Raw genomic sequence first — 25,517 nt, 5'->3', positions numbered from 1 at the left:
TCCCCGACTGCATGATCCATAGGAGGTTCGACACGAATGACAGGCAAACCCGATGTAAAAGGCTTCTTCGATCAACGCACATTCAGCATCCAGTATGTCGTGAGTGATCCGGCAACGGGAAAATGTGCAATCATCGACCCGGTCCTCGACTATGATGAAAAGTCGGGTGCAACCGCAACCCGCAATGCCGATGCGATACTGGATTACATCAAGGAAAAGGGGCTCAGCGTCGAGTGGATCCTCGATACACATCCCCATGCAGACCACTTTTCCGCTGCCAGGTATCTCAAGGACAAGACCGGCGCTCCGACCGCCATCGGCGCGCGTGTCGTCGAAGTGCAAAAGCTCTGGAAGGAGATCTACAACTGGCCGGATCTACCAATCGATGGCTCGCAGTGGGACCGGCTGCTTGGGGCGGGCGACACCTTCTCGGTGGGTGATCTCAAGGGCCGCGTCCTCTTCTCGCCCGGCCACACGCTCGCATCGATCAGCTATGTGATCGGCGACGCAGCCTTTGTGCATGATACCCTGTTCATGCCGGACAGCGGCACGGCGCGCGCTGACTTTCCCGGCGGCAGCGCCAAACGCCTCTGGGCCTCGATCAAAGAAATCCTGTCGCTGCCGGATGAAACGCGTCTGTTCACAGGCCATGATTATCAGCCGGACGGGCGTGAACCCCTCTGGGAAAGCACCGTCGCCGAGCAGAAGCGCTGCAATCCGCATATTACCGGCAAGGACGAGGCGGCCTTCGTCGCGCTGCGCGACGCACGCGACAAAACCCTTCCCATGCCGAAGCTCATTCTGCATGCACTACAGGTTAACATCCGTGGAGGACGCCTCCCAGAACCGGAAGCGAACGGCAAGCGCTATCTGAAGATCCCGCTGGATGCACTCGCAGGGGCTGCGTGGGAATGAACGATCTGGTCACCCAGGCTCTGACGGCGATCGGTTCGGGCGGTCTCGTGGGCTTTACGCTTGGACTGATCGGTGGCGGGGGCTCCATCCTGGCGACACCTCTGTTGCTCTACGCGGTTGGCATCTCGCAGCCGCATATCGCCATCGGCACCGGCGCTCTGGCCGTATCGATCAATGCCTATGTCAATCTTATCGGCCATGCCCGCAAAGGGCATGTCTGGTGGCGTTGCGCCTTCGTTTTTGCCGCCACCGGGACGGTTGGCGCACTCGCGGGCTCAACACTCGGGAAAGCTTTCGACGGGCAGAAGCTGCTTTTCCTGTTTGGCCTTCTGATGCTGGTCGTTGCAGCCCTGATGCTCCGGCCCCGGAGGACCATAGCGTCAGACGTCGTCAGGACAGATGGCCTGACATGCTGGAAAACGGCGGCTGTTGCCATAGCGGCAGGAGCAGCATCCGGCTTCTTCGGAATTGGCGGAGGGTTCCTGATCGTGCCGGGCCTGATGCTCGCGACCGGCATGCCGATGATCAACGCGGTCGGATCGTCGCTTCTCGCCGTTGGCACCTTCGGCCTCGCCACTGCGATCAACTACGCGGCCTCGGGCCTGATCGACTGGGCGATCGCGGCCGAGTTTATCGGTGGCGGCGTGATCGGCGGCGTCGGCGGCATGCTGCTGGCAACTCGTCTGTCGACGAAGCGAAACCTCCTCAACCAAATCTTCGCTGTGCTGATCATCGTCGTCGCATTTTATGTCCTGTACAAAAGCAGCGCTGCGATCCTGCCGCTCTGACGAAAGGTTTGGATATGTCTTTGTCTAAGCAGCAGAAATTCTGGAACCGAATCGCCGGGCGCTATGCCGCGCGCCCGCTGAAAGACGTGGCAGCCTATGACGCCATGATCGGCGATGTCGCGTCACGTCTCAAACCCGGAGATCACGTCCTTGAGCTCGGCTGTGGTACCGGCGGCACGGCAATCCGGCTTGCGCCCCATGTGTCACACTGGACAGCGACAGATTTCTCGGCTGAGATGATCAAGATCGCTCAGGACAAACCTGCGGGCGCCAACCTGACCTTCAAGATTGCGGACGCTGAGAATGCCTATGATGGTAGTCCGTTCGACGTCATCTGCGCCTTCAACGTTCTGCATCTGGTGGAAAACCAACCAGCCACCTTGGCGCAGATATTCGCCAATCTAAAACCTGGCGGTCTGCTTATCTCAAAAACCTGGTGTTTCGCCGATCTGAAGTTCAAGTTCCGTCTTCTGTTTCGTGCGCTGCAGTTCGTAGGCCTATTTCCGGCGGTCAGGCAACACAGCATCCCCGAGCTTCGGCACTCGATCATAGATGCTGGTTTTGAAATCACAGACGAGCGGATCTTCGGCAAGTATTCGCAAAACCCCTACATCGTCGCGCGTAAGCCTGAGACGTGAGATTTGACTTCGCGTCATCCCCCGAGAGGATATAGGACAACCAGATGCGTTTCAAAATTGGACTTGCGACAGTGATCACGCTGATACTGTCGGCTTACACACCGGCGCTGGCGGGCGAGATGTTGATAGACGATTTCAAGCTGCAACCCGAAACGCGCTGGCGCTTTTTCGCAGACACCGTGATGGGCGGAAAATCATCGGGGCAGGTGCAATTCGAAAACGAAGAAGGACATGCGCACGCGCGTATGACCGGTAACGTTAGCACCGCCAACAATGGCGGCTTCATTCAGATCCGCATGAAGTTGCAGCATGCAGCACCAGAAAACACTATCGGAATACGCTTGCTGGTCCGTGGAAACGATCAGAGGTACTTCGTGCACCTGCGCACAGGAGGCACGATCTTGCCCTGGCAATTCTATCAGGCCGGATTTGATGTGACGCGGACTTGGACCGAGGTGCGACTTCCCCTTACTGAATTCAAAGCGTCTGGATCGATCTTGCGCAACATTCCGCGCGCAAGCAGCCTGACATCGATCGGGATAGCCGCTTATGGTCGCAACCACGATGCGGATATCAGCGTCCGCGAAATCGGCTTCTATTAGGCCCAAGGCACCACGGGACCTAAGCCGATCAGCCCTTTGCTGGCTGAACGAACTCCGGTTGGGCAGTGTAAGCCAACAGACATATGTTTTTCAGACAGCGAGCCTAGTGGCAGCCAACGCAAACAGGTCAGGCAGCCGCCCTCACTTGTTTGACCGCAGAGGGGCCAAAGTCTCTCTGCGGTCCTTGCACCGACTTGGCTGACCCTCGGCAGTTCGCCAACACCTCGCCCAAATGCGTGACGTTTGTGCTCGGCCAATTGATCGGGATCCCGATGACCGAGCGGGCGGAACGAGCAAGCCAGCTAATCTTGACGAACAGCGGTCCAGTGCCCCTCGGCTGTCAGGACCGCGCCTGCAAAATCGGCGAAGCGTTCCGCCACCGGATTGCCTCCCTCATTTTAGCGCCGCGTGAGCCTGCCTCGGTATGCCCGAGTCGCGCGTGTCTGGCGCAATCATTCAAGACCCAGGCCAGATCGAGATCTAACCTGCGGCTTCCATCTGTAAATCTAGGACAGCAAATGCAGTATGTCTTGAATGGTGTGATCGCGAACGTGCCGAGCGAGTGGTACGACGAGAGCCTTCTCTTCACCCTGCGTGAACACCACGGCCTTGTCGGAGCAAAGTTCGGGTGCGGCGTCGGGATCTGCGGTGCTTGCACGGTGATCATCGACGGGATGGCGACGCGGTCATGCCAGGTCCGCACGGCAGACCTGACGCCAACGACGCAAGTCTTGACCATCGAAGGCCTGGAGCGGAACGGAAAGCTTCATCCGGTCCAAGACGCTTGGCTGGCAAAGGGAGTGCCGCAATGCGGCTATTGTCAGTCCGGGCAGATCATGTCCGCCGTTGCGCTTCTGGCCGATAGCAACCGTGCCGGCTCGACAATGAACCTGGATGCAATCGTGCCCGCGATGAACGACAATCTATGTCGATGTGGTACCTACCAAAGGATCCGGGACGCCATCAGCACCCTGTTTGAGAACCGCTGATGAAACGTCGCAGCTTTCTAATCGGCGGTTTCGGCACTTTGGTCGCGCTGATCGGCGCGGGGACTGCCGTCTATGCAACACTCCCAGTCATTCCCAAACGCCCGACACCCGGCAAGGACGATGCGTTGGGGTGGATCGCCCACCATGAGGGGCGGTTCGTTCTCACGCTTCCGCGCATCGAGATGGGTCAGAACATTGCGACTGCTTTGAAGCAGATTGCCTGCACCGAACTCAATGTGGGCTGGGAGACGGTCGACGTATCCTTCCATGACACTGGTCGCGCCAGGGTGAGATCAACGGTGGGCAGTGAATCCATTATGCTGTTTGCCGAGCCGCTGGCGCAGGCCTGCGCCAGCCTGCGTGACGCTCTGATGAGGGGTGAGCGGCAGGGGCTGGTGTCGGTCGAACCCCGGCCAAGGGCGCAATTGAGGACTTTTGCCAGACATGGAGAAATCGGCCGGACCACCGAGATTGTGCAGGGTCGGGAAATTGTTACCGGCAAGGCACTCTATGCCTCCGACATACGCCGTCCCGGCACGCTCTTCGGACGGGTCCTTCGCGCGCCCGCCATGGCCGAATATGTGTCGAAACCTCGATCCTGGAATGCCGAGGCGGCGCGAGCCATCCCGGGTTTTATCGCCATCGTCGAAGACTGCGGCCCTGATATCGGCAATGCCAAGGGACTGGGCATCATCGCCGAACGGCCCGGCGTACTCGACCGGGTCGTTGAAGCACTCGACGTCGTCTGGCAGACCGAGGAACCTTCAACCGGATTTTCCCCGGATGCCCCCGTAGATGTCGACCGATGCCCGCTGGAAGAGACGCCTTCGAACATCGTCATGGACGGGGGCCCGCAACCCGGGTCCTGGGACGTCGACCTCAAGTTCGACATCCCGTTTGCCGCCCACGGCGCCATCGAGCCACGGGCGGCCGTCGCGGAATGGACGCAAGGAAAGCTCACCGTCTGGGCGGGCACACAGGATGCCTTCTTCATTCGAGACTGTCTGGCAGATGCCTTCGGTGTTTCGACGGAGGCCGTCACGGTGCAGTCTTGCCGGGTCGGAGGCAGCTTCGGCGGCAAGACGACATGCACAGTCGAGGCGGAGGCCGCAGCTCTGTCGCGAGTGGCAGAGGCACCAGTCAAGGTACAGTGGACGCGCGCCCAGGAACTGGCTTTCGCCTTTCACCGCCCACCCTCTTCCCACCGCATCCGCGCCCGCGTTGAGGATGGACAGATCAGCGACTGGGATCATCGGCAGGTCTCCTCACATATCATCTTCACGTCTGCAGTGGTCCCCAGCCTTATGCAGCAGGCAACGGATGCATTGATCGGCGATGGCGGCGTCGCACGTGGCATGTCGGCGCCGTATATCATCCCCAGAGCGAAAGCTGCCTATGATCTCGTTCGCCTGCCCGTTCATACAGGCCCCTGGAGAGGTCTCGGCGCTGGTCCAAACGGCCTCGTGATCGAAAGCGCGGTGGACGAGGCAGCGCTGGCAGTCGGCGCCGACCCCCTCGCCTTCCGCCTTGCCCACATCAACGACGAAAGACTGGCAGCGGTCCTCAAAGCTGTCGGAGACATGTCAGCGTGGACGACGTGGAGAAGCCCGGCATCCGCGCCCAGGGTCGGCCGCGGCGTGGCCTGCGGCATCTACAAAGGCGTGAGTTATGCCGCCGTGGTCGCCGAAGTGGAAGTGGCGGCAGACGGGCGCATGGGCGTACGCGAGTTCTGGTGCGCCCATGACTGCGGGCTCGTCATCAACCCGGATCAGGTCAAGGCCCAATGCGAGGGGAACCTGATGTGGAGCATCGGTTTCGTGCTGTATGATCATCTGCCGATGGAAAGCTCTCGTATCGTGGCGGAAACCTTTATCGATGCTCCCATTCCCCGTATGGAAGATACGCCGAAGATGACCATCAAGCTGATCGAGGGGACCGATTCTCCCACCGGGGCCGGAGAAACGATCATGGCGTGTGGACCCGGCGCAATAGCAAATGCGATCCGTGCCGCCACCGGCATGAGGCCGACTCGCTTTCCGGTCAGGACTTCATGAACGAGGCCGAGGGACTTACATGACACCCGGAGCAACCCGATTGGAGGGACTGAACACATCCGATTTCGCTTCGGCAGCGATCATGCGACTGATCGGGCTCGGCCTTCGGTCGCAGGAAATCTCCATCACCGTGCCGAGGGCGCAAGGAGCGCATGTTCCGCGCGCGCAGAAACATGATCTCATTGAAAGGATCCTTGCCGAGCACGGTGTCCAGGCAATCTTCAGGATCGCGGACTGTGCCTCTCTGATGCCGTTCGAACCGGTTGTCCGCGCCTTGCGCCAGGCCATCGGCGCACAGGATCTTCTGGATCGCTGGAGCCGGCTGGAGCGCTTCAGCCACGGTCGACATGTGGTCTCACAATTCGCGCTTGAGCCATCTCTCTACAGACTGGAGCATCGGGCCAGAGCGGATGGGCCGGGCCCTTCCAGGGCAGAGAGCCTTTTGATTCTCGCCCTCCTTGCCGTGCTCATTGAGCTGTCCGGCGACGATCTGGTTCTCATGACGGAGGATGGAACCCTCCTCCGCGCCGAACAGAAGTGGCACACGGTCGATCGCGACCTCGCGCTGAAGTCAGTGATTGTCGAGGTTAAGCCGGCGACCGTTTCACTCGACAAGCCGCTCGTATGCACATCAGAACGTGTACTTGAAAATCTGCGCCGTCTTGTTGCAGATGATCCCTGCCGCCGCTGGTCGATCAATCGTCTCGCTGGCCTGCTGGCAACCAGCAGGCGGACGCTCCAGCGACGCCTGGAAGAGCGGCAGACATCTTTCAGCAACGTGGTTCTGGATGTCAGGCTGGAGCTTGCGGCAGAGCAGCTCTGCAACGAGCGGCAGGCCAGCCTCGCCCAGATCGGCTTCCTCAACGGCTTCTCCGATCAGCCGCATTTCACTCGGCTGTTTTCCCAGAAGGTCGGGATGACGCCCGGAATCTATCGCGATCAATTTCGTTCAGGAAACGACACTGCAGGCCCAAGAAGACCGTGATATCAGGGGATCTCAAGCGCGGAAGACACGGTAGACGCTCGCTGGCGGGAAATTTACCGGGCAGAACCTGACACGTGCGCTTTCAATCAGCAGTCTTTCATGAACCGCGAAAGGGATCGGACAGCGGGGACCATAGGTAAAGCAGCGAAACTCGCCGTCATCTTGAATAAGCTCGAAAGCCGATTTCATGATCCGGTGGACTGAGGAAAGGCTCATCGACAGAAGCGGCAGGCCACAGAGCACGGCTTTCACCGAACGAGGGCTGCAAGGCAGGAGGCTGCGCATCCGGCATGCATCGACGGTAAAGGTCTCAACGGTTGCAAACCGTGTCCGCATCAGGTCCGCAAAGGCTGGATTGCTCTCGATTGTATAGATCCGGGACGGCCCCGCAGGCATTGTGACAAGGTGGTCGGTGAACGCGCCCGTGCCCGGACCCAGTTCCAGCACGGCGGTATCGTGAAGATCAAGACCTTCCACCATTGCTCTTGCGAGAGAGGAACTGGATGGCACGACCGACGCCGTTCGAAGCGGTGCGCGCAGCCATTCGCGGGTGAAGGTGACGACGTGTCTCATTCTCTGCATGGGCAACCGGAAAAGCTGAAGGGACAAGGAAATCACGTCGGAGATGTGATCTCCTTGCCCTTTATTTCGGACATTCGTCGCCAGAGATATTGAAACTATGCGCCAAAATCGGCTGCACGCTGCAGCAGACGGTCGTCTTGCGTCCTTCCCAATGCAGACAGGCTTGCCGGGTAGCCCGAGACAACCTTGCCGATCACTGAGGGTCTTGCGGCAAGCGTCTTACCCAGGGCCGCAGGTTTCTAGGGCAAGGCGTCCAGCGGCTGACTGATGATGGCGACGAAACGGCTGCTTCTGCTGTGGGTCGGCTGGCCATGCAACGTCTGAAGTGAAGGCGCAAAGAGGTTTTGCCGGGCTCACCTGATAGCAAGCATGCATTACTTCGCTATTCAACTGGACACTCCAACCACCGCCCCTTGGTCTCTTACAAGCCGACCGTCTTCCAGCGTGATGATCCTGTCCGCCATATCGAGGATACGGCTGTCGTGGGTTACCATGACGGTCGTCGTGCCGCGCTCCCGCCCCAGGGCCTTCAACATGGCAACGACCTGATGGCCGCTAGCCTTGTCGAGCGCTGCTGTCGGCTCGTCGGCAAACACAATCTGCGGGCCCGCGATCAGCGCGCGGGCGATCGCCACACGCTGCTTTTGGCCACCCGACAGATTGCCGGGGAGATAATCCAGCCGATGCCCCAGACCGACCAGCTCAAGCATGTGCTCGACGGCCTGAGCACGACGGTTTTCATCTCCCGTACCGTGCACTTGCAAACCCATCATCACATTCTGGCGGGCAGTGAGGCTTTCGTGAAGATTATGGGCCTGGAAAATGAAGCCCAACTGCCGGCGCAAAACCTCAAGTGTGGGCTCGTCGGCGCCACGAAGCTCGTGACCTAGAAGCCGGACGGACCCGTCCTCGACCTGTCGTAGGCATCCCATCAGTGTGAGAACCGTAGTCTTGCCGGAACCCGACGGGCCAACCATCACTGTGAGGCTCCCGGGAGCGATATCAAGGGAGAGATCGAAGATCGCCTGCTTGCTGGCTTCGCCGCGGCCGAACCAGTGATTGAGATTGCGGACGGAAATTGGAAGGTCACTCATCAAAACAAGTCCGCCGGATCAGCGCCCTTTAGGCGTCTGGCAGCGAGCGCGCCAGAGAGGGTGGAGGCTAAGAGGGTGCCTGCAAAAACCATGAGCGCCCGCTCCGGTGACATAAGTACGGGAAGACCGGTCGCTTGAGACATCACCTGGTAGATGCCCATCGCAAGGATTAGACCCGGTATGAAGCCCATGGCCGCCAACACCAGCGCCTCCTCAAAGACGATGCTGAGGAAGAAACGATGCGGATACCCCACAGCCTTCAAGGTCGCGTATTCGCGCAGGTGATCAGCGACATCAGTCGACAGGACCTGATAGACGATCACAATGCCGACAAGGACACCCATGAACACGCCGAAGCCGAAGATGACACCCGTTGGACGCTGGGTCGTCTGATACCGGACATCCTTGGCAATCATCTCATCAAGTGTGTGGACTCCGATCGGCTCTCCAGTGAACCTATCCTGCAATTGCCGCACCAGCGCCACTGACTGTGCAAGATCGCTGACTTTCAGCAGAAGATGCGACGGCGTCCCGCTGATCCGGTTCGGGAACAGACTAAGAAAGGTCTGGTCCGACACAACCATGATGCCGTCGGCAGAAAAGCCTCCCCCGATAGAGATTGTCCCGATGGCACTGATCGTGCGGTCATTTACCTCGAACTGGAGTGGCTTTGATGGACCGACACCCGCAAGAGCGGCGGCATCGACGCCGCGTGTCTGCCGATCAATCAAAGCCGTGTCTGCGACGGCAAGGTTCCTTATCAGAGGGGCAACCTGCGGACCCGTAAATTTCTCAGCCTCAATCGGAAGTCCAATGACCTGGAGGCTGGCTACAGACCCATCGGGGCGCCGCCAGTCGAGCTTGCCAATATAGAGAGGGGCCGCGGCGGCAACACCGTCTATTGCCAGAGCACGGTAGAGGGTTCGACGCGCCAGCGGAGATCCGTCGGCCAATGTGTTTCCATCATTCGACGAGATGATGATGTCACCCGCGAATGGGGTGTAGGACGTACGGATGGTTCCGTTCAGCGCGCCCATGATGCCCAACTGAACGAAGACGAGCATGGTCGCGAGGGCGACACCGGCTAGCGCCGCTAAAAGACGTCCACGGTTGTGTCTGAGCTGAAGCCAACCGATCGGCAGCCTGCCGAATAGAAGTGAAAGCAGCCTACTCATGATCTTTGCCTACCGCGACACGCCCCATGACTTCGAGCCCGGTCAGTTTGGCGGCCAAAGCGCTGGAGCTAGGATCCAGATGAGTCGTGACACGCACCACCCGTGCGTCGGTATTGGCTGCAGGATCGGCGGAGAGCACCGTTTGCTGCTCGACTTCATAACCAATCAAGGTCACCGAGCCTTCCAATTCCTGAGACAGTGCTGGACTGGAGACAATGACCGTCTGTCCAATTGCGATCCGTCTGATATCGGTTTGATAAACCTCAAGCTCGACCTGCATGTGGTCGGTATCAGCAAGCGTCATGATCCCTGGAGACGCAGGGCGCTCTCCCGGACGGCTGTTGATTGCAATCACCGTCCCCGAAATCGGACTGATAACCACGCCTTTGCTCAGATTGTCACGTGCAGTCGCGAGTTCGGCCTTGGCTAGATCCAGGTTTCGCTCGGCCACTTCTATATCGGACTGCAGCGTTCCTGGCGCAGACTGGTATCGAACAATCGAGGCATCTGCCTTGGCAAGATCGCTAGTCGATTGCGCCAAAGTGGCCTCAGCAGATTGCAGAGTGGACCGTGAAGAGGCGCCACCGAGGCTCAGGCTGCGCTCCCGTTCCAACGCCTGCCGCGCAAGCTGGACAGCGGCAAGCGCCCTATCGCGGTTCGCCTCGGCCTCCGACAGGCTTGCGGCAACCATGGCTCGGGTCTGAGCAAGCGCGGCCTCTTTGGCGGAGATGTTGACGAGGGCGCTTTCGACCGCAAGCTGCAGGGACGGTAGACTGTCGAGCTCGGCCACCGTCTGGCCAATTGTCACATGATCACCTTCGTCGACGAGTAGCGATGCAATCCGGGCGTCCGAGGCGCCAAAGGGGGCAGCCAGGGTGATCGTCTTTCCCTTTGGCTGCAGCCGGCCAAGGGCGACAACCGCGCTTTCACTTTGGCTGGCAGCTCCATCGTCATTCGTCGCTGACGTTGCTTGAGCATCCATTTCAGCTATAGGCAGGTTTTTCCCGTCGATGCCGAAAAATCCTGAGGAGAATGGCGGGCCAAGATATGCGCCTAGAAATGCCCCAATGACGAAGATAAGCAAGACAACGACGACGCGGGTGAACAAGCCTCGCAGCGACCATCTTGACTTGCCAGAGCCAGCCTCCTCAACGAGGCCTGCTCGCGGCATGGGGAGTGCTGGCGGCGAGATTTCGGTTTGCATCCGTGACAGGCTTTCAATTTAATGACCAACGGGTCATTAATATGGGAAACGGAGAAAGACTGCAAGATGCAAGCGGGCCAACCCCAGCAGAAACGTCAGCGACGTAAAGACGCGCGTCCCTCAGAGATTCTTGAGGCGGGATTGGCGCTGTTTGCAGAACGCGGGTTCGCCGCGACGAGGCTTGACGACGTCGCCAAGCGTGCGGGCATCGCCAAGGGAACCGTCTATCTGTACTTCTCCTCGAAGGAGAGCTTGTTTGAGGCGGCGCTCAAGGATCGCATGGTCTCGACGATGGAGGGTGTCGGCGAACTGACTGCATCTTTTGCGGGATCGACTGAGGAACTCCTTAGGCTCGTTCTCGCGCGGATCTACGGACAGATGATCGAAGGCGATGCTGGCGTGCTGTTGCGCATCCTGATCGGCGAAGGCGACCGTTTCCCGGATCTTGTTAAGATGTATCGGGAGATCGCCTTGGCCAAGGGCATGGCGACAATGAAGAGCATTCTGAAGCGAGCCGAAGCGCGAGGAGAGTTGCGCGTGGCAGCCGACGACATTGACCCAAGAATGATCGTGGCCCCGATCGCCATCCTGGCCATCGGCGGGAAGGTGTTTGGTGCCCAGTCGCATGGTGACCGCGACGCGTTTTTGGAGCGACATCTTGATCTGGTGCTTCGGGGGCTGCTTTCGGCGAATGCTGAACGATAGACGGAAGGGTCCCACGGTGGCCAGTATGCCAGGTTTGGAGTACGCTTTCGACCGCCCGAACGGCCGGAATGATGGCGCGTTCCCGCCACGGCAGCGTTCGCTTCCAGCTGGAACTTTCGCCTGTTACGGTTAGCGGCCTCGACGGAATGACTGCCTTGATTCCTTTGCAGAATCCGAAAAGCCCGGAGGCTTGTTTCTCACCCAGGTGACGAATGTCCGCACCGCAGGGTCTTCCACGATGGTTTCGATCGTGGAAAACTTCTTGGCGAGTTGAGCATCGGTAAAGATCGAATGTATCTGGTCGTGGCAGATACGGTGCAGGAGGACGGTTTTCTTGCCACCCTTGCTCTTAGGAACGAGATGATGCTCGTCTCGCTGATCTTCTGGGATTACGCGCTCGCACATCGGACAGAACACCGGCTCTGGTGTAGGCTCGTCCCATGAAGCTAACTCATCTCTGTTCTTGCGGGCCAACGCTCGGTCTTTCCTGTTGTAGACCCCGGATTCTGTTCCCGAGGATGGTGCTAGTGTTGCACGCGCACGCAAGTAGCACGAAACCATCAGAACCGTATGGCTTCTTTGAAGCAGCAAAGCGGATCGAATCCTTCGAGAGGCTCTCGCAGCGAAAGGGCGCGGCCCCACAACGTGCGGGGCCGTCCTCATTCAGATTTCGGTCCGCTCGGCTAGTTCGAGTGCGTCCTCAATGTCGACGCCGAGATATCTGACTGTGTTCTCGATCTTGGTTATGGCCAAGCAGGATCTGGATCGCTCGAAGATTGCCGGTGGCCTTGTAGATCATGGTAGCCTTCGTTCGCCACAGGGAATGCGTCCCGTAATCCTGCCGACGAAGCCAGATCGCCGTCACCCACTCATCAACCAGTCTGGCGTATTGCCGAGTGCTGAGATGATCAGCGTGGTCGACGCGACTGGGAAAGGCATAGTCATCGACTGTTCCTCCCCTTCGCTGAAGCCAGGCAAGCAGACTGGCTCTGACCTCGGTCGTAATTTCGAACTGCACGGGTCGTCCAGTCTTCTGCTGGACGACCATCGCTCGAGTTCGAATGTCGTGGCCGGTGACGAGTGTCCGATTTTCAGCTTTACCAGATCGCGGCCACGGAGCTTGCGGTCGATGGCAAGATCAAAAAGCGCCCGATCTCGCATCCTTCCTTCACGATCGAAGCCCGCACCGACAGCCGTGAGATCAGCGAGGCCATCGAGACGGAACCGGTCGCCGATAGCAGCGGACCCGGCGGATTGCGGGTACGCGGTAACCAACATATCTTCAGCTCTTGATACACTGGCACGACGATTGAATGGCTTGGCCGTATATGGCTTGTGTCCGATCCTTGTCAGGGAGTCTCATGGAGGAGCGAGCGCCCAAGCTCCAGGCGCGACACGGGCGTCTTGACCTTAGGCGTTTGCCCTGCCAGCGGAGCTTTTCCGGTCCAAATTGATCCAACACTGACGCGACATGACCGAAAAGGCGCCCACCTTCAGTAATCGTAAACTATATCGATTAGAACAGGCTTAGGGGTTTGATTATTCTTTTATGCCGAATTTCCGAAATGCGTCATCAGAAAATACCAGCAATTTCATAATGTTAATATCCGTGATGAATTTGGAATAGCGCCTATCCAGGTTGTTTTCGCCCCTTCACGTCTTAGCAATTTGCTAAGAAATCACCCCTAATTTCCGGCCATTCCTTTCGAGGGGTCGCCGCAGATGAAGCTGCGGGTGAGTGAAAGATGGGGTTCTGCACATGATGTGCGCTGCGTTGCCTGCAATCATTGCGGGCCTTTTTGGTGTGTTTCTGCTGTGGCTGCCGATCAGCCTCCAGGCGCAACTGGTGCTCAGCCTGGCCATCCTGGCCCTGATGCTCCTGTTCATGATGCGTCCGCAGAACAAGACATTCCGCGTGATGACTTTCGTGTTCTCGGCCGTGCTCGCCCTGCGCTATGCGTTCTGGCGCACGACGGAGACGCTTCCCGACATCAACGAACCCTGGAACTTCATCCCGGGCATCATTCTCTATGCGGCGGAAATGTATTGCCTGGTCATGCTGGCAATCAATTTCTTCATCGTCGCCGACCCGCTGGACCGCAAGCCGGCGCCGCAGCTGGCCGATGACGACAAGCCGACCGTCGACGTCTTCGTTCCGTCCTACAACGAGTCGGCCGACCTTCTGGCGCTGACACTTGCTGCGGCCAAGTCGATGAACTATCCGGCCGACAAGCTTACCGTCTATCTGCTCGACGATGGCGGCACCGATGCCAAGTGCAGACAGTCCGATCCGCGCGCTGCAATCGCTGCCCGTCGACGTCGCGAGGAACTGCAGGCGCTGTCGGCGGCGCTGGGCGTTCGCTATCACGCCCGCGCCGAAAACAGCCATGCCAAGGCCGGCAATCTGAACGCGGGTCTCTCGATCTCGACCAGCGAGCTTGTAGTCGTATTCGATGCCGACCATGCACCTGTCCGCGAATTCCTCAACGAGACAGTGGGCCACTTCAGAAACGACGAGAAGCTCTTCCTCGTCCAGACCCCCCACTACTTCCTCAATCCGGACCCGGTTGAGAAGAACCTCCAGACCTTCGGCAAGATGCCGTCGGAAAACGAGATGTTCTATTCCGTCGTCCAACGCGGCCTCGACAAGTGGAATGCCTCGTTCTTCTGCGGTTCCGCTGCCGTTCTGCGACGCAAGGCATTGAAGGAAACCGGCGGCTTTTCGGGCCAGTCGATCACCGAAGACTGCGAAAGCGCGCTCGCGCTCCACTGCCGCGGCTGGCACAGCCTTTACGTCGACAAGCCGCTGATCGCCGGCCTGCAGCCCGAAACGCTCGTCTCCTTCATTGGTCAGCGCGTTCGCTGGGCCCAGGGCATGCTGCAGATCCTGACGCTGAACCGCCCCTTCCTTCAGCGCGGTCTCTCGACGGCGCAGCGCATCTGCTACGCCGGCACGAACCTCTTCTGGCTCTTTCCCCTGACGCGGTTGACCTTCATGTTCTCGCCGCTGCTCTACATCTTCTTTTCGCTGCAGATCTTCGAAGCCAACATCACCGAATTCATCTGCTACTCGGTGACCTATCTCATCTCATCCTTCGCCATGCAGAGCTACCTCTTCGGTCGCGTCCGCTGGCCCTGGGTCTCCGAGCTCTATGAATATGTGCAGTCGGTGATGCTTTTCGGCGCGATCCTGAGCGTCGTGAAGAACCCGCGCAAGCCGACCTTCAACGTTACGTCGAAGGGACAGACACTGGATGAGAGCAAGCTGTCACCGCTGGCGCGCCCATACTTTGTGATATTCTTCCTGCTCTTTGCCGCCACCTGCTATGCGATCTGGCGTTACACGACGGAAGCAATGCCCTCCGAATTGCTGCTGATCGTCGCCGGCTGGAACATCATCAACATGGGCATCGCCGGCGCTGCCCTCGGCTCCGTATCGGAACGGCGCGAACGTCGGCGCAACCAGCGCCTCAGCGTTCGGCGTCATGCGATCCTGCATTCCGGCGGCACAAGCCACGCCGTCATCATCGCGGATGTCTCGAGCGGTGGCCTCGCACTGCAGTTCATCGACGGACATCCGGTGAACGGGCTGGAGACGGGCGAAGAGGCCACAATCGAAATCCGCCGCCACGGCCGCGGAATGCGCGTACCCCTTGTTTGCCGCAGCATGCTGCGCCGGCAGGACGAGACGAGCTTCGGCTTTGCCTTTGCCGAGCGCACACCCGAAACCTTCATCGCGATTGCCGAGATGATGTATTGCGAACAGCAGCCGCTTCAGGAGCGCTGGAACCGTGTTCAGAAACACAAGGGCTTCTTCACCGGCACCCTCCGATTTGCCCTCTGGACGATCACCGAAACGCTGCGCGGCTTCACCTACGCCTTGCGTCTGGTTCGCGAAACGACGGAAATCTCGCATCCCGACGCGCCGCTGATCATCAACACATCGAGCAGCGTTTCGGAGCCGGGCGCAACCTATCCGGCAGCCGTGAAAGGGCCGGCCTATGCATAACCTTGAAGTCCTGCGCCGGCTCTCAGCAGCAGCGATCCTCATTTGTCTGTCGGCAAACGCCTCTCATGCTGGTGATTTCGTGCCCGCAGACCTTGGTGCGGCAAGTGTCCAGAGCGCCGGTCAGGCCGTGTCGGACATCCCCCGCCAGATGGTCGCCTTCCGCCAGACGGCAACTGCCATGCGCCTGGAAGGCGAAGACGCGGCGAGAGAACTCAGCTTCTATCTGTCAGCGGAGCAGGTCGCGACAGCAGGTCTGTTGAGACTGAGTTACACCAATGCGGTCTCGGTCATGCCTGATGACGCCGTGCTCGACATCGAGTTGAACGGCAAGCCTCTCGCGGCCTTACCGATCCGCTCGCCCAATGGTCCGGCGACCCATGACATTCCGGTCGCCGCCAAGGATCTGACGGTCGGCTGGAATCAGGTCCGGCTGCGTGCAAAACAGCACCACCGCATCGACTGCAGCGTTCAAGCAACCTATGAATTGTGGACGCAGGTCGATCCGCTGATCAGCGGCTTCCTGACCAGCGCACGCCCGAAGGACGGAGATCTCGCAGGCCTTCTGTCCGTCGGGCGAAATGGCGATGGCGCCACGGAAATCCGCGTGATTGCCGGAAACGATGCTCCCCAGACGACATTGAGAGACAGCCTGCCCCTCATGCAGACCCTGGCACTTGTGCTCGGTCGTGAGGACCTGAGCATCACCGTCGGCGACGTCGGAGGCAGCGGACCGGGCATCGACCTCTATCTCGGTGACCCCGCAGACGCGAACCTGCCGCAACCCGCCCGCGACGCCCTTGCCGCCGCAACGCGTGGCCTATTCGTCCGGCAGGGCGAACACGGCCGCCAGATCGTCACCATGCGTGGTTCGAACAAGAGTGAGCTTCAGTCGCTCCTGGTTGCCGCCGTCAACGGCCCCCTGCTTCCGTTGATCCGCGCAAACAAGTTCGCCATGACCAAGACGCGGATCGATGGCGAGAGCCCGGGCACACACCCGCTGTCGAGCATCGGTTATCAGACGACACCTTTCGCCGGCCGTCTCTTCCAGACGAGCTTCGATGTCGTTATGCCCGCCGATTTTTATCCGGGCGACTATGCCACGGTTGATCTCAACCTGAATGCGGCCACTGCGCCCGGCCTGGCACCCGGAACGCAGTTGCTGGTCCGCGTCAATGAACGCGCCGTGGCAAGCCTGGTGCTCTACGATCCCGAGGGCACGACGCTTGAGAACAAGCCGCTGGAACTTCCGCTCCGCGCCTTCCATCCCGGCGTGAACCATGTTCGTGTTCTGGCCGAAGTGCCGCTCGCCTCCGATCTCGTCTGTGATCCGGCCGCCCGCGACGAAGCGCGATCTCGCTTCCTGCTGCTCGAGGAAACCACGGTGACGATACCGCCACTGGCGCGCGCCGGTCGTCTTCCCGACCTTGCGGCCTTTGCTGGAACGTCCTTCCCCTTCAAGGGCCCAGCTGCTTTCGATTTCTATGTCGATGCGGCGACACCCGCACGGCTGGGCTCGGCACTAACCCTTCTCACCCGGCTCGCCATGTCGGCGGGGCATCCCCTGCCAGCGGAGCTCAAGATCGGCCGTCCAGACCCGCGCAAGACGACGAATGCCCTGATTGTCGGCGCCGGTGGCGAGCCGCTGGAGCTTGCCGCTCTTGCCGGCCAAAAGGGAGATCGACTGCAGCCGTCTTCGACCGACGATCTGATCACAGCTTCGGTAAATGCGGGCGGTCAATTGTCGGACTCCCAGGCGCTGCTCGATGCTTTCCAGGTCGAAACGCGGCTTGAGCGCGATCAGCTGTCACTGAAGAGCCGAGCCTCTGACTGGGTGGCAACGGCCTCGACAACCGTCAACCGCTGGCTGGCCTACAAGGATATCGGACGCGAAGACGTCAAGATCGATCCGCGCGATCGCCTGATCAGTCTGAAGCAGGTTGCATCCGCTGACGGCGCTGCCGTCTGGACCTATGTCAACGCGGTGGATGAAACCATGCTTCAGCAGGGCGTCGCAGCCCTGACCAAGCCGGCAACCTGGACGGCCCTCGAAGGAGGGGAATCGGTGATCCGGCGTTCTGACCTCGAACTCGTGAACCGCTATCCCGAAAGCTACAGCTTCTTTCCGATCACCGATACGAGCCCCGCCAATCTCAGACGCCTTGCCGCTGCCTGGCTCTCCGACAACTTTATCATCTATGTCGGTCTTGTTCTCGCACTGATGGGCGGCTTCGGCTGGTGGGTTGGTTATGTTGTGCCGCGCAAGGGCGTGAGGACCGTCGAATGAAGAAGACAATCAAGACAAGACTCTCGGCCGGCACCATTCTCGCCACACTGTTCGTCGCACTGCCCGCCGGCGCGACCTCGCTTCTGGTACCTGAAACGGCCGCCATCATGGCGCATCCATCGGACAGCGCGAAAGCCGTTGAAGCTGACACGCGCAAAGCGCCGGGGCCCGACACGGTCGATCTTGCCGCACTTTATTACTACGCCCGGAATGGCGAGGCAGAGCGCGTCGAAGCCGAGACCCGCCGCCTGGAACTGAAGTATCCCGGCTTCATGCCCCCGGCCGACCTCTATGCCCCTGATGCCGGCGACCATGTCGATGAGACAACGCTCTGGCAACTTTACGAGCGCGATGACTATGCCGGTATCGAGCAGGAAATCAGCCGGATCGCCGCAAGCCATGTGGGCTGGGAACCGTCAGAGGATTTCGTCAGCAAGCTCGAGCGGCGCAAGCTGAGATTTGCCATGACGCAGGCAAACGAGGCGAAGGACTTTGTGACCGTCATTCGTCTTGGTGCAAAGCTCGACCCTGCGCAGGAAACCGAGATCGACCTGCTCTGGATGATGCTTGACGCTTACCGGGCAAATGAGATGCAGGAGGCACTGACGGCGGTCTATCGCAGCATCCTTTTCCGGATGCCGGAGAAGGCGTTTTCCGATGAACTGGTGCTGACCACCCTGCAAAAGGCGATGGAGGACATTCCGGCAGCCGATCTGCGCGAGACGATCCGTGTGCTCTCTGCGGATCCCGAACTCGCTCTCTCGATGCGATCGCTCAACCTTGATCTCATGCGCCGCGAAATGGGAGACTTCGCGTCCGGCGTTGCGGGCGCACCTCAACCAGGCCCCGAGGCGATTGCCGCCGTCAGGACGGTTGCCGAGAGCGCTCAAGCGCCGGAAGACCTCGCCCTCATGGGCTGGTACATGCTGAAGATCGAGCAGCCGGACCAGGCAGCAAACTTCTTCCAGCGCATGCTGCAGAACAAGGCGACGCCGGAAGCCGTCCGCGGCATGGCGCTCAGTTTTTCCCACCAATCGAAGGACGAGGAGGCCTATGCGTTTGTCACGGAGCACCTCGACATGCTTGCCGGGCAGGACGCCTTCCTCCTCGATCAGCTATCCTTCCCTTTCAAGGGCGAGGGGAAGACCGACATCGATGAACGTGTCGTGACCCGCTATTCGGAAGCGATCCAGAAGACGGAATCGTCCGATCACGCCCGCCTCATCGCCTGGTATGCCTATAACTCGCGCCAGTTCGAGCCGGCGCGTGCCTGGTTTGCGAAGGCCTTCGAATGGAAGGCCGAGGCAGACAGTCTGAAGGGCCTGGCCCTCACTCTGACGCGACTGGGCGAGAAGAAAACCCTTGCAAACCTGCGGGAACAGCATGGCGACGCCTATCAAACGGTTTTCGCCGAGCTGAAATCAGCAGCGGAACCGCGCCAGCGGGCCGGGAAATCGGTCTCGGCACCCGCAGGCGTTCAGGCCGGCTATCTCTCGCGGCTGCAGAAAAAGGACTATGGTGGCTGTGTTGCCGAGTTGCGGCGGCTTGAAGCCAGGACAGCCTTGCGGCCGGATGCACAGGTGGCCAAGGGCTGGTGTCTTCTGGGTCTCAACCATCTGGCCGAAGCGCGTCAGGCCTTCACGGCCGGTCTCGCGGGCGGTGGCGGCAAGGCGGATGATGCCGCCTATGGCCTTGGCCTCACTTTGCTTCGCGCCAATCTGACCGACGACGCAGAGGCTCTGCTGATGCAGCACAGCCTGACGCCGCTCCGCGACCGGGAACTGCGCGCCGAGCTTCTCTGGCAGCGGGCGCGCGCCGCCTTCGATCGCAAGCAATATCGCGTCACGCTCGAAGCGCTGAACACCCGCCTGCAGATCATGCCGGAGCCGGTGGGGATCAGCCAGATGCGCGCCTGGAGCCATTACCACCTCGGCAATCTGGCCCAGTCGCGTGCGATCTTCGCCCAGCTCAATCAGGTCATGGCAGACCCGGCAAACAGCAGGGGCATCGCGGCCATCAACGAACGCATGGGGATCAACTAGTGAAGCCAAACATCCTTGCGATCCTGACACTGCTTGCGCTGCACGGCTGCACGACCGTCGAGGATCCCTTCCTTGATGGCATGACCGGCAATATGCCCGTCGCGACAGGCAACCGCGAACTGCCCGTTCATCTCGCCTCTGCTTCACTGACCGGGCTAGGCGAGATGCCGATCGGCCTTCGCCAGACATTTACAGATGGAGTGACCAGGCAAACTATGGTCTGGGCGAACACAACAACACTGCAGGGGGAAAACGCGCTAACGATATCAACCTCAGCCGCCTCAAGATCGACGCTCAGGAAAGGGCCTGACCGTGCCGAGATCATCCGAACGCTGCGGGGCGAGTTCCCGGGTGTATCAATGAGTATCGATCCGGTCATCCGCCGCAACGCTTACGGCGCCTATGGCGCAGCGACCGGCAAACTGGGCGACAAAGGCGGCTGCGTTTACGCGTGGCAGATCATCGGCCGCGACGTCGAGCTTGGCCGCAACGAGCCGAGAGAGATCCGACTGCGATACTGCCATCAGGCGCTTGGCCCGGACGTGCTCGCAGATCTCCTCACCGGGCTGTCGGTGAGAGACCCGGGGTTCGCCGCGTCCACTGCAACCGTGGCCTATGGTTATCCCGCTTTCGCTGCAGCATCAAAGCAGGTCATCCATCAGGCAACAGTCGACCGAGACGCGGTTAAGTCACCGAAAACAGGGGCGGTATCCGTAGCCGAGACAACTGATCCGGACATTAAGGCCACCATACCGGTCAGAATACCAGAGCCTTAGCGCGGGCCAGTCACGGGGGACAAGCCCTACGGCGTTTTCGTCTTGTTGGCGTCACGACACGAAAGTGGCGGATCTGTCCGAATTTTGAGAACATAGGGTGCTCATGTTGCGGGGATGGAGGTTTCCTGCCGCAATGGTCTGAGATCGGCGCCGTCCGTCGGGGTCCAGATATAATCGCCAGTGAGACTGATATGCTGCCATCCAAGCGGAGTGATGTGTTTGATCACGTCGGGCGGCGTTGCGACACCTTCCCGGTTTAGCACGGCCAACGCTGGTTCAAGATAGAGCGTGTTCCAATAGACTATGGCGTTGGTCACCAGGTTATGTCCGGATTCTCGGTAGAACTGGCTCGCGAAAGTCCGGTCGCGCAGTTCTCCGAGGCGGTTCAAGAACGGTGCGCGAGCAAGGGTGTTCTCGGCTTCGCTCTTGTTGAGGCAAGCGGTTGCGTTCCTGCGCATCTCCGCGTTTTGGCCTTCTGCGCTGCGGCCACTGTGGCGGTGGTTTCGCAGCGGTCGACCGTGACTATCTCGCTTGCTCCCCTGCGCGTAAGCTTGGAACTTGCTCGCAGAAACGCTCCTTCAAGCGTCGTGAACTGGAAGAGGTCATTCTCGACCTGCTGCGTCGGCGTTTGATGCAGCCCGAAGCCGTTGCGCAGTTCATCAAGGAGTATGCGAACGAGGCGAACGCCGGTCGGGCTTCCCAAGATGCGGAACGACAGCGCATTGAGAACCAACGCGGACAAATCGCGCGCCGGCTCGATGGGCTTCATGATGCTATCGCCGATGGACTTCGCACACCGGGCCTCAAAGAGAAGCTGGAGAATATGGAAGCGCAAGCTGCGGAACTGGACGCGCGATTGTCGGCGGCTGCCCCCTCTCGCGTCCGCCTTCATCCTAATCTTGGCGAAGTCTATCGTCGCAAGGTGGCAGCATTGGCCGAGACACTCAATGACACCGCGATACGTACCTCGGCTCTGGAGAACATTCGCAGCCTGATCTCATCAGTGACCATCCACGAGGTCGATGGCCGAACTACGATAGAGCTTGAAGGTGCCATCACTGCGATGATTGCGTTGGCCCAACCTAAAACTGGAAAGGATCTTGAAGGGAGTTCGGTGAAAGTGGTTGCGGGGGCCTGATTGCACAGAGACTTGCAATATCTGCGTCTTTGGATGCGTCGCCCAATGCTTCTGCATAACAACCCGCGATAGATGGAGTCTCGGGTATTGAGTGTCTTGCGCCTAGCGATACCGTTTTGGGGCTGAAAGGAGGATGCTCGCAGCTGGGGGGCTCAGGATAACAGCGGACATTCGGGTGACCGATATGGGATGCGTTGGCTCCGTCATGCTGGGTCACCCGAACGAGGTTCGGAACAAGCCCGCCCCTTCATTTGTGAGGTGGGACGCTCGGCACACCTCACAAATCAGGATGGCGATTGACGTCCTTGTAGAGCAGATAGCGGAAGCGTCCCGGGCCGCCGGCATAACAGGCCTGGGGGCAAAAGGAGCGGAGCCACATATAGTCGCCAGCCTCGACCTCCACCCAGTCCTCGTTCAATCGATACACGGCCTTGCCTTCCAGCACATAGAGCCCGTGCTCCATGATGTGCGTTTCCATGAAAGGAATGATGGCGCCCGGCTCGAAGGTAACGATGTTGAGATGCATATCGTAGCGCACGTCGGACGGATCGATGAACCGGGTGGTTGCCCAGCGGCCCTCGGTATCGGGCATGGCGTGCATAACGCAATCGTCTTCGTGGGTGAAGATGGCCGGCGGCGGGTCCAAGCCATCAACGACCTTGAACGCCTTGCGGACCCAGTGAAACCGGACCGGCGCCGCGCTTTCGTTCTTGAAGGTCCATTTCGCCCCCGCGGGCAGGTAGGCGAACGAACCGGCGCGCAGCGGATGCTCGTGGCCGTCATAAGCGATCTTGCCCTCGCCCTCGACGACGAAAATCGCCGCCGAAGCCCGTGCATCCGGTTCCGGCCTGACGCTGCCGCCACCGGACGCGACCTCCATGATGTACTGGGCGAAAGTTTCAGCAAAGCCGCTTAACGGGCGCGCGATGATCCATGCCCTGGTTCCATCCCAATGCGGCAGGACGCTGGTGACGATGTCGCTCATCACCGTCTTCGGGATTACCGCATAGGCTGTCTTGAAGACCGCCTTGCTGGAGAGTGTCTGTGTCTGCGGCGGAAGACCGCCAACCTGCGAAAAATAATGATTACCGCTCATTCTGCCACCCATGTCTAAACCGTCTTTCGGCAGCCCAGTCCTGCGGCGTAAGCGTCTTGATGTCAAACTGATCTCGCGTTTTCAGGTGCGGTACAAATCTCTCAAGCCACACTTTAAAGAGACCGCAGTCAAACAGTGCATTCAAAGGACGACTGTCAATGCAGAACCTGTGACAGGAAGGTTTTCAACCTTTCGCTTCGCGGGGCCTCGAAAAAGCTGTCGGCCGGCCCCGCTTCGACAATTTCGCCTTTATCCATGAAGATGCATCGATTGGCGACCCGACGGGCAAAGCCCATTTCATGCGTCACGCAGATCATGGTCAGTCCGTCGTCGGTCAGGTCCTCCATGACCTGCAGAACCTCCTTGATCATTTCGGGGTCCAGCGACGAGGTCGGTTCGTCGAACAGCATGATCCGCGGCTCCATGCACAAGGCCCGGGCGATCGCGACCCTCTGCTGCTGTCCGCCCGAGAGCTGGCTCGGATATTTATGCGCCTGATCCCCGATCTGCACGCGGTCAAGAAAGCGTCGGGCAAGGCGCTCCGCCGCTTCGACGGTCGCGGCACGCGCCAGGCGCGGCGCAAGCGTACAGTTTTCCATGATGGTCAGATGGGGAAACAGATTGAACTGCTGAAACACCATACCGACTTCGATGCGCACATCCTGCGTGGTCGTTGGTGATCCGTCGAGCTCGATGCCGTTGACAATGATCGACCCCTCATCGTGCGGCTCCAGGCGGTTAATGCAGCGGATGAGGGTGGATTTGCCGGATCCCGAGGGACCGCACACCACAATCTTCTCGCCGCGTCGCACCTCAAGATCAATTCCGTTCAGCGCTCGGAACTTGCCGTACCATTTCTCGACGCCCTTCATGCTGACGGCAATGGAGGAGGACAGGGACGGCTCGTTCTGGGGAGGGGCAACCCCGGTCATAGGGCATGCTCCTTGCGGGCCACCAGCATCGAGCGCTTGGCTTTCAGCCAGCTGGAGGGGTGGAACAGGAGAGAGCCGATGGTCTTGACCGGCTTTTCATTGCGACGGGCATCCTCGGCCGCGTGATGACGGTTCAGGTGTGATTCAAGCCGGCGGAAACCAAGCCGCATCACGTTGACCAGAACCCAGTAGAAGGCTGCGACTGTCAGCATCGGGGTAAACGGGTCGTAGGTTCTCTCGAAGACCTCATTGGCGACTGCTGTCAGGTCGATGATGGTGATCACGCTGATGACGGCCGTGCCTTTGGTCAGCATGACGACTTCGTTCTGGTAGGCCTTGATCCCGTACCGCATCGCCAGCGGTAGCTGGATATAGCGGAAGGTGTCGCGTGGCGCGATTCCGAGGGAATTCGAGGCTTCGCTAAGCCCGGCAGGAACCGCCTCAAGACTTCCCCTCACGACGTCGACCATGAAGGCAAGGTGGTTGAGCGTCAGCCCGATCACGGCGCAGGCAAATGCGCTTCCGAAGATGAACCAAAGCGGCCCGTCGCGCAGCGCCTCGATCTGACCAAAGCCATAATAGACAAGATAGAGAAGGATCAGCAGCGGCGCACCGCGGAAGAACATCACGAAAAAGGCCGCCGGCAGAGCGAAGACCCGGTTCGACGACATTCTCGCCAGCGTCAGCGGGATACAGAAGATCAGGCCGAGGACCAGGACGATGATGGTCACCAGCATCGTCGTCCAAAGCCCGTTGAGCATGGCGGGCAGAGATTCCCAGACGAGGGCGAAGTCGATCACGAGCGCGTTCATGTGTTCACCCTGGCTAGGCCGCGGTTGAAGCGAACTTCAATACGGGCGGCGAGTGGCATGGTCAGCGCGCTGAAGACGATGAAGAACAGCGACGCCGCGATGAAGAAGACGAAAGGCTCATTGGTCGCGCCGGCGGCGATTTTCGCATTGGCGACAAGGTCGTTCAAACCCGCGAGAGACACCAGCGGGGTATCCTTGAGAACGATCAGCCAGATGTTCACCAGCCCCGGGAAGGCAAGGCGGGCCACCTGCGGCAGGATTACGTGTCGCCACGCCCGGAATGCACTCAGGTTGAGTGCCGCGCAGGCTTCGAATTGTCCCTTGGGAAGATTGCGCACGGCGCCGTGCAGCAGTTCGGCGACATAAGCCGCGTAGACGATGGTGAGCGCCGTGAGGCCCGCTCCGAACGGGGTGACATCAATGGAGCGCGACATGCCGAACAGGCCGGTCAGGATCGCGCTTCCTCCATAATAGAGGAGGAAGATGACAAGCAAGGACGGGACACCCATGATGATCGAGGAATACACCCGCCAGACGGCCTGGATCACCACATTCCGCGACAGGGTAATGATCCCGATCACCGTCCCCAGCGCCAGCGCCAGGGAAAATCCGGCGACGAAGAGTTGCATTGTCACGACCGCGCCACCGCCGATCTGGCGCACATATCCCCAAAACTCCGCTGATGATATTTCCATGT

Annotated in this window: 22 protein-coding genes and 3 pseudogenes; 13 read left to right on the top strand and 12 right to left on the bottom strand. The window is 59.8% G+C overall.

Annotated features, from left to right (window positions below; genetic code table 11):
* Window positions 1-45 precede the first annotated feature (45 nt).
* The 7 genes and pseudogenes from SJY08_RS00255 to SJY08_RS00225 form a co-directional block, all read left to right on the top strand.
* Window positions 46-915: pseudogene (locus SJY08_RS00255) on the top strand (MBL fold metallo-hydrolase); the annotation flags it as partial.
* Window positions 912-1,703, top strand: a complete 792-nt coding sequence (locus tag SJY08_RS00250) for a sulfite exporter TauE/SafE family protein (protein ID WP_377274043.1) — start codon at window positions 912-914, stop codon at window positions 1,701-1,703. The pseudogene SJY08_RS00255 and the gene SJY08_RS00250, both read left to right, overlap by 4 nt.
* 14 nt (window positions 1,704-1,717) lie before the next feature.
* Entirely contained in the window at window positions 1,718-2,341 is a 624-nt protein-coding gene (locus tag SJY08_RS00245) for a class I SAM-dependent methyltransferase (protein WP_377278426.1), read from the top strand.
* Window positions 2,342-2,385: 44 nt separating this feature from the next.
* The gene (locus SJY08_RS00240; protein ID WP_377274041.1) at window positions 2,386-2,943 is read left to right on the top strand and encodes a CIA30 family protein; all 558 of its coding nucleotides are present in this window, start codon (window positions 2,386-2,388) and stop codon (window positions 2,941-2,943) included.
* A 518-nt stretch (window positions 2,944-3,461) separates the two neighbouring features.
* Window positions 3,462-3,932 (top strand): (2Fe-2S)-binding protein, encoded by a 471-nt coding sequence (locus SJY08_RS00235; protein WP_377278424.1) that lies wholly within the window; start codon window positions 3,462-3,464, stop codon window positions 3,930-3,932.
* Complete coding sequence (locus SJY08_RS00230) at window positions 3,932-5,986, top strand: molybdopterin cofactor-binding domain-containing protein (protein ID WP_377274039.1); 2,055 nt, start codon at window positions 3,932-3,934, stop codon at window positions 5,984-5,986. Before SJY08_RS00235 ends, SJY08_RS00230 begins: the two co-directional genes overlap by 1 nt.
* A 19-nt stretch (window positions 5,987-6,005) precedes the next feature.
* Window positions 6,006-6,971, top strand: coding sequence for a helix-turn-helix transcriptional regulator (locus SJY08_RS00225; RefSeq protein WP_377274037.1), 966 nt, complete (start codon window positions 6,006-6,008; stop codon window positions 6,969-6,971).
* A gap of 12 nt (window positions 6,972-6,983) precedes the next feature.
* On the opposite strand, the gene SJY08_RS00220 is transcribed toward SJY08_RS00225, so the two are convergent.
* From SJY08_RS00220 to SJY08_RS00205, 4 genes are all read right to left on the bottom strand, one after another.
* Entirely contained in the window at window positions 6,984-7,580 is a 597-nt protein-coding gene (locus SJY08_RS00220; RefSeq protein ID WP_377274035.1) for a class I SAM-dependent methyltransferase, read from the bottom strand.
* 359 nt (window positions 7,581-7,939) lie between these two features.
* Window positions 7,940-8,647 carry an ATP-binding cassette domain-containing protein gene (locus tag SJY08_RS00215; RefSeq protein ID WP_054147642.1) on the bottom strand — a complete coding sequence of 236 codons (708 nt, stop codon included), beginning with the start codon at window positions 8,645-8,647 and terminating at the stop codon, window positions 7,940-7,942.
* Window positions 8,647-9,822 carry an ABC transporter permease DevC gene (gene devC / locus SJY08_RS00210; protein ID WP_377274032.1) on the bottom strand — a complete coding sequence of 392 codons (1,176 nt, stop codon included), beginning with the start codon at window positions 9,820-9,822 and terminating at the stop codon, window positions 8,647-8,649. Before devC ends, SJY08_RS00215 begins: the two co-directional genes overlap by 1 nt.
* Window positions 9,815-11,026 (bottom strand): HlyD family efflux transporter periplasmic adaptor subunit, encoded by a 1,212-nt coding sequence (locus SJY08_RS00205; protein ID WP_377274030.1) that lies wholly within the window; start codon window positions 11,024-11,026, stop codon window positions 9,815-9,817. The genes devC and SJY08_RS00205 overlap by 8 nt, the downstream gene beginning before the upstream one ends.
* Before the next feature lie 66 nt (window positions 11,027-11,092).
* On the opposite strand from SJY08_RS00205, the gene SJY08_RS00200 reads away from it, so the two are divergent.
* Entirely contained in the window at window positions 11,093-11,731 is a 639-nt protein-coding gene (locus SJY08_RS00200) for a TetR/AcrR family transcriptional regulator (protein ID WP_054147990.1), read from the top strand.
* Window positions 11,732-11,860: 129 nt separating this feature from the next.
* On the opposite strand, the gene SJY08_RS00195 is transcribed toward SJY08_RS00200, so the two are convergent.
* From SJY08_RS00195 to SJY08_RS00185, 3 genes and pseudogenes are all read right to left on the bottom strand, one after another.
* A complete protein-coding gene (locus SJY08_RS00195) occupies window positions 11,861-12,205 on the bottom strand; it encodes an HNH endonuclease (RefSeq protein WP_077498155.1) in 345 nt (114 codons plus the stop codon).
* A gap of 189 nt (window positions 12,206-12,394) precedes the next feature.
* Window positions 12,395-12,967: pseudogene (locus SJY08_RS00190) on the bottom strand (tyrosine-type recombinase/integrase).
* Window positions 12,968-13,141: 174 nt separating this feature from the next.
* Window positions 13,142-13,249 (bottom strand): annotated as a pseudogene (locus SJY08_RS00185) (YSIRK-type signal peptide-containing protein); the annotation flags it as partial.
* Window positions 13,250-13,490: 241 nt separating this feature from the next.
* Between SJY08_RS00185 and bcsA the strand changes: the two are divergent.
* Genes bcsA through bcsN form a run of 4 tightly spaced genes read left to right on the top strand, consistent with a single transcriptional unit; the run spans window position 13,491 to window position 20,842 of the window.
* On the top strand, window positions 13,491-15,740 hold the full coding sequence (gene bcsA, locus SJY08_RS00180) for a UDP-forming cellulose synthase catalytic subunit (protein ID WP_377274027.1): 2,250 nt from the start codon (window positions 13,491-13,493) through the stop codon (window positions 15,738-15,740).
* Entirely contained in the window at window positions 15,733-18,024 is a 2,292-nt protein-coding gene (locus SJY08_RS00175; RefSeq protein WP_377274025.1) for a cellulose biosynthesis cyclic di-GMP-binding regulatory protein BcsB, read from the top strand. Before bcsA ends, SJY08_RS00175 begins: the two co-directional genes overlap by 8 nt.
* Window positions 18,021-20,066, top strand: a complete 2,046-nt coding sequence (locus SJY08_RS00170) for a tetratricopeptide repeat protein (RefSeq protein WP_377274023.1) — start codon at window positions 18,021-18,023, stop codon at window positions 20,064-20,066. The genes SJY08_RS00175 and SJY08_RS00170 overlap by 4 nt, the downstream gene beginning before the upstream one ends.
* Window positions 20,066-20,842: a cellulose biosynthesis protein BcsN gene (bcsN, locus tag SJY08_RS00165; protein WP_377274021.1), complete on the top strand. Its 777-nt coding sequence runs from the start codon at window positions 20,066-20,068 to the stop codon at window positions 20,840-20,842. The genes SJY08_RS00170 and bcsN overlap by 1 nt, the downstream gene beginning before the upstream one ends.
* A gap of 101 nt (window positions 20,843-20,943) precedes the next feature.
* Here bcsN and SJY08_RS00160 read toward each other — a convergent pair whose 3' ends face one another.
* Window positions 20,944-21,300: a Tn3 family transposase gene (locus SJY08_RS00160; protein WP_377274019.1), complete on the bottom strand. Its 357-nt coding sequence runs from the start codon at window positions 21,298-21,300 to the stop codon at window positions 20,944-20,946.
* Here SJY08_RS00160 and SJY08_RS00155 point away from each other — a divergent pair.
* The gene (locus SJY08_RS00155; protein ID WP_377274017.1) at window positions 21,285-21,980 is read left to right on the top strand and encodes a recombinase zinc beta ribbon domain-containing protein; all 696 of its coding nucleotides are present in this window, start codon (window positions 21,285-21,287) and stop codon (window positions 21,978-21,980) included. The two genes, SJY08_RS00160 and SJY08_RS00155, sit on opposite strands and share 16 nt — an antisense overlap.
* A 277-nt stretch (window positions 21,981-22,257) precedes the next feature.
* On the opposite strand, the gene SJY08_RS00150 is transcribed toward SJY08_RS00155, so the two are convergent.
* The 4 genes from SJY08_RS00150 to SJY08_RS00135 form a co-directional block, all read right to left on the bottom strand.
* Window positions 22,258-23,076, bottom strand: a complete 819-nt coding sequence (locus tag SJY08_RS00150) for a bifunctional allantoicase/(S)-ureidoglycine aminohydrolase (RefSeq protein ID WP_054147633.1) — start codon at window positions 23,074-23,076, stop codon at window positions 22,258-22,260.
* Between the two features lie 155 nt (window positions 23,077-23,231).
* Window positions 23,232-24,008, bottom strand: coding sequence for an amino acid ABC transporter ATP-binding protein (locus SJY08_RS00145; protein ID WP_300890906.1), 777 nt, complete (start codon window positions 24,006-24,008; stop codon window positions 23,232-23,234).
* Window positions 24,005-24,820 (bottom strand): ABC transporter permease, encoded by an 816-nt coding sequence (locus SJY08_RS00140; RefSeq protein ID WP_069043098.1) that lies wholly within the window; start codon window positions 24,818-24,820, stop codon window positions 24,005-24,007. Before SJY08_RS00140 ends, SJY08_RS00145 begins: the two co-directional genes overlap by 4 nt.
* Window positions 24,817-25,482 (bottom strand): ABC transporter permease subunit, encoded by a 666-nt coding sequence (locus tag SJY08_RS00135; protein ID WP_377274013.1) that lies wholly within the window; start codon window positions 25,480-25,482, stop codon window positions 24,817-24,819. Before SJY08_RS00135 ends, SJY08_RS00140 begins: the two co-directional genes overlap by 4 nt.
* Between the last annotated feature and the right edge of the window lie 35 nt (window positions 25,483-25,517).

Source organism: Rhizobium sp. R86522, assembly GCF_042466255.1.
Classification (GTDB): domain Bacteria; phylum Pseudomonadota; class Alphaproteobacteria; order Rhizobiales; family Rhizobiaceae; genus Allorhizobium.
Note: the sequence above shows the minus strand (reverse complement) of the source record. Positions and strands in the feature narration are given on the sequence as shown.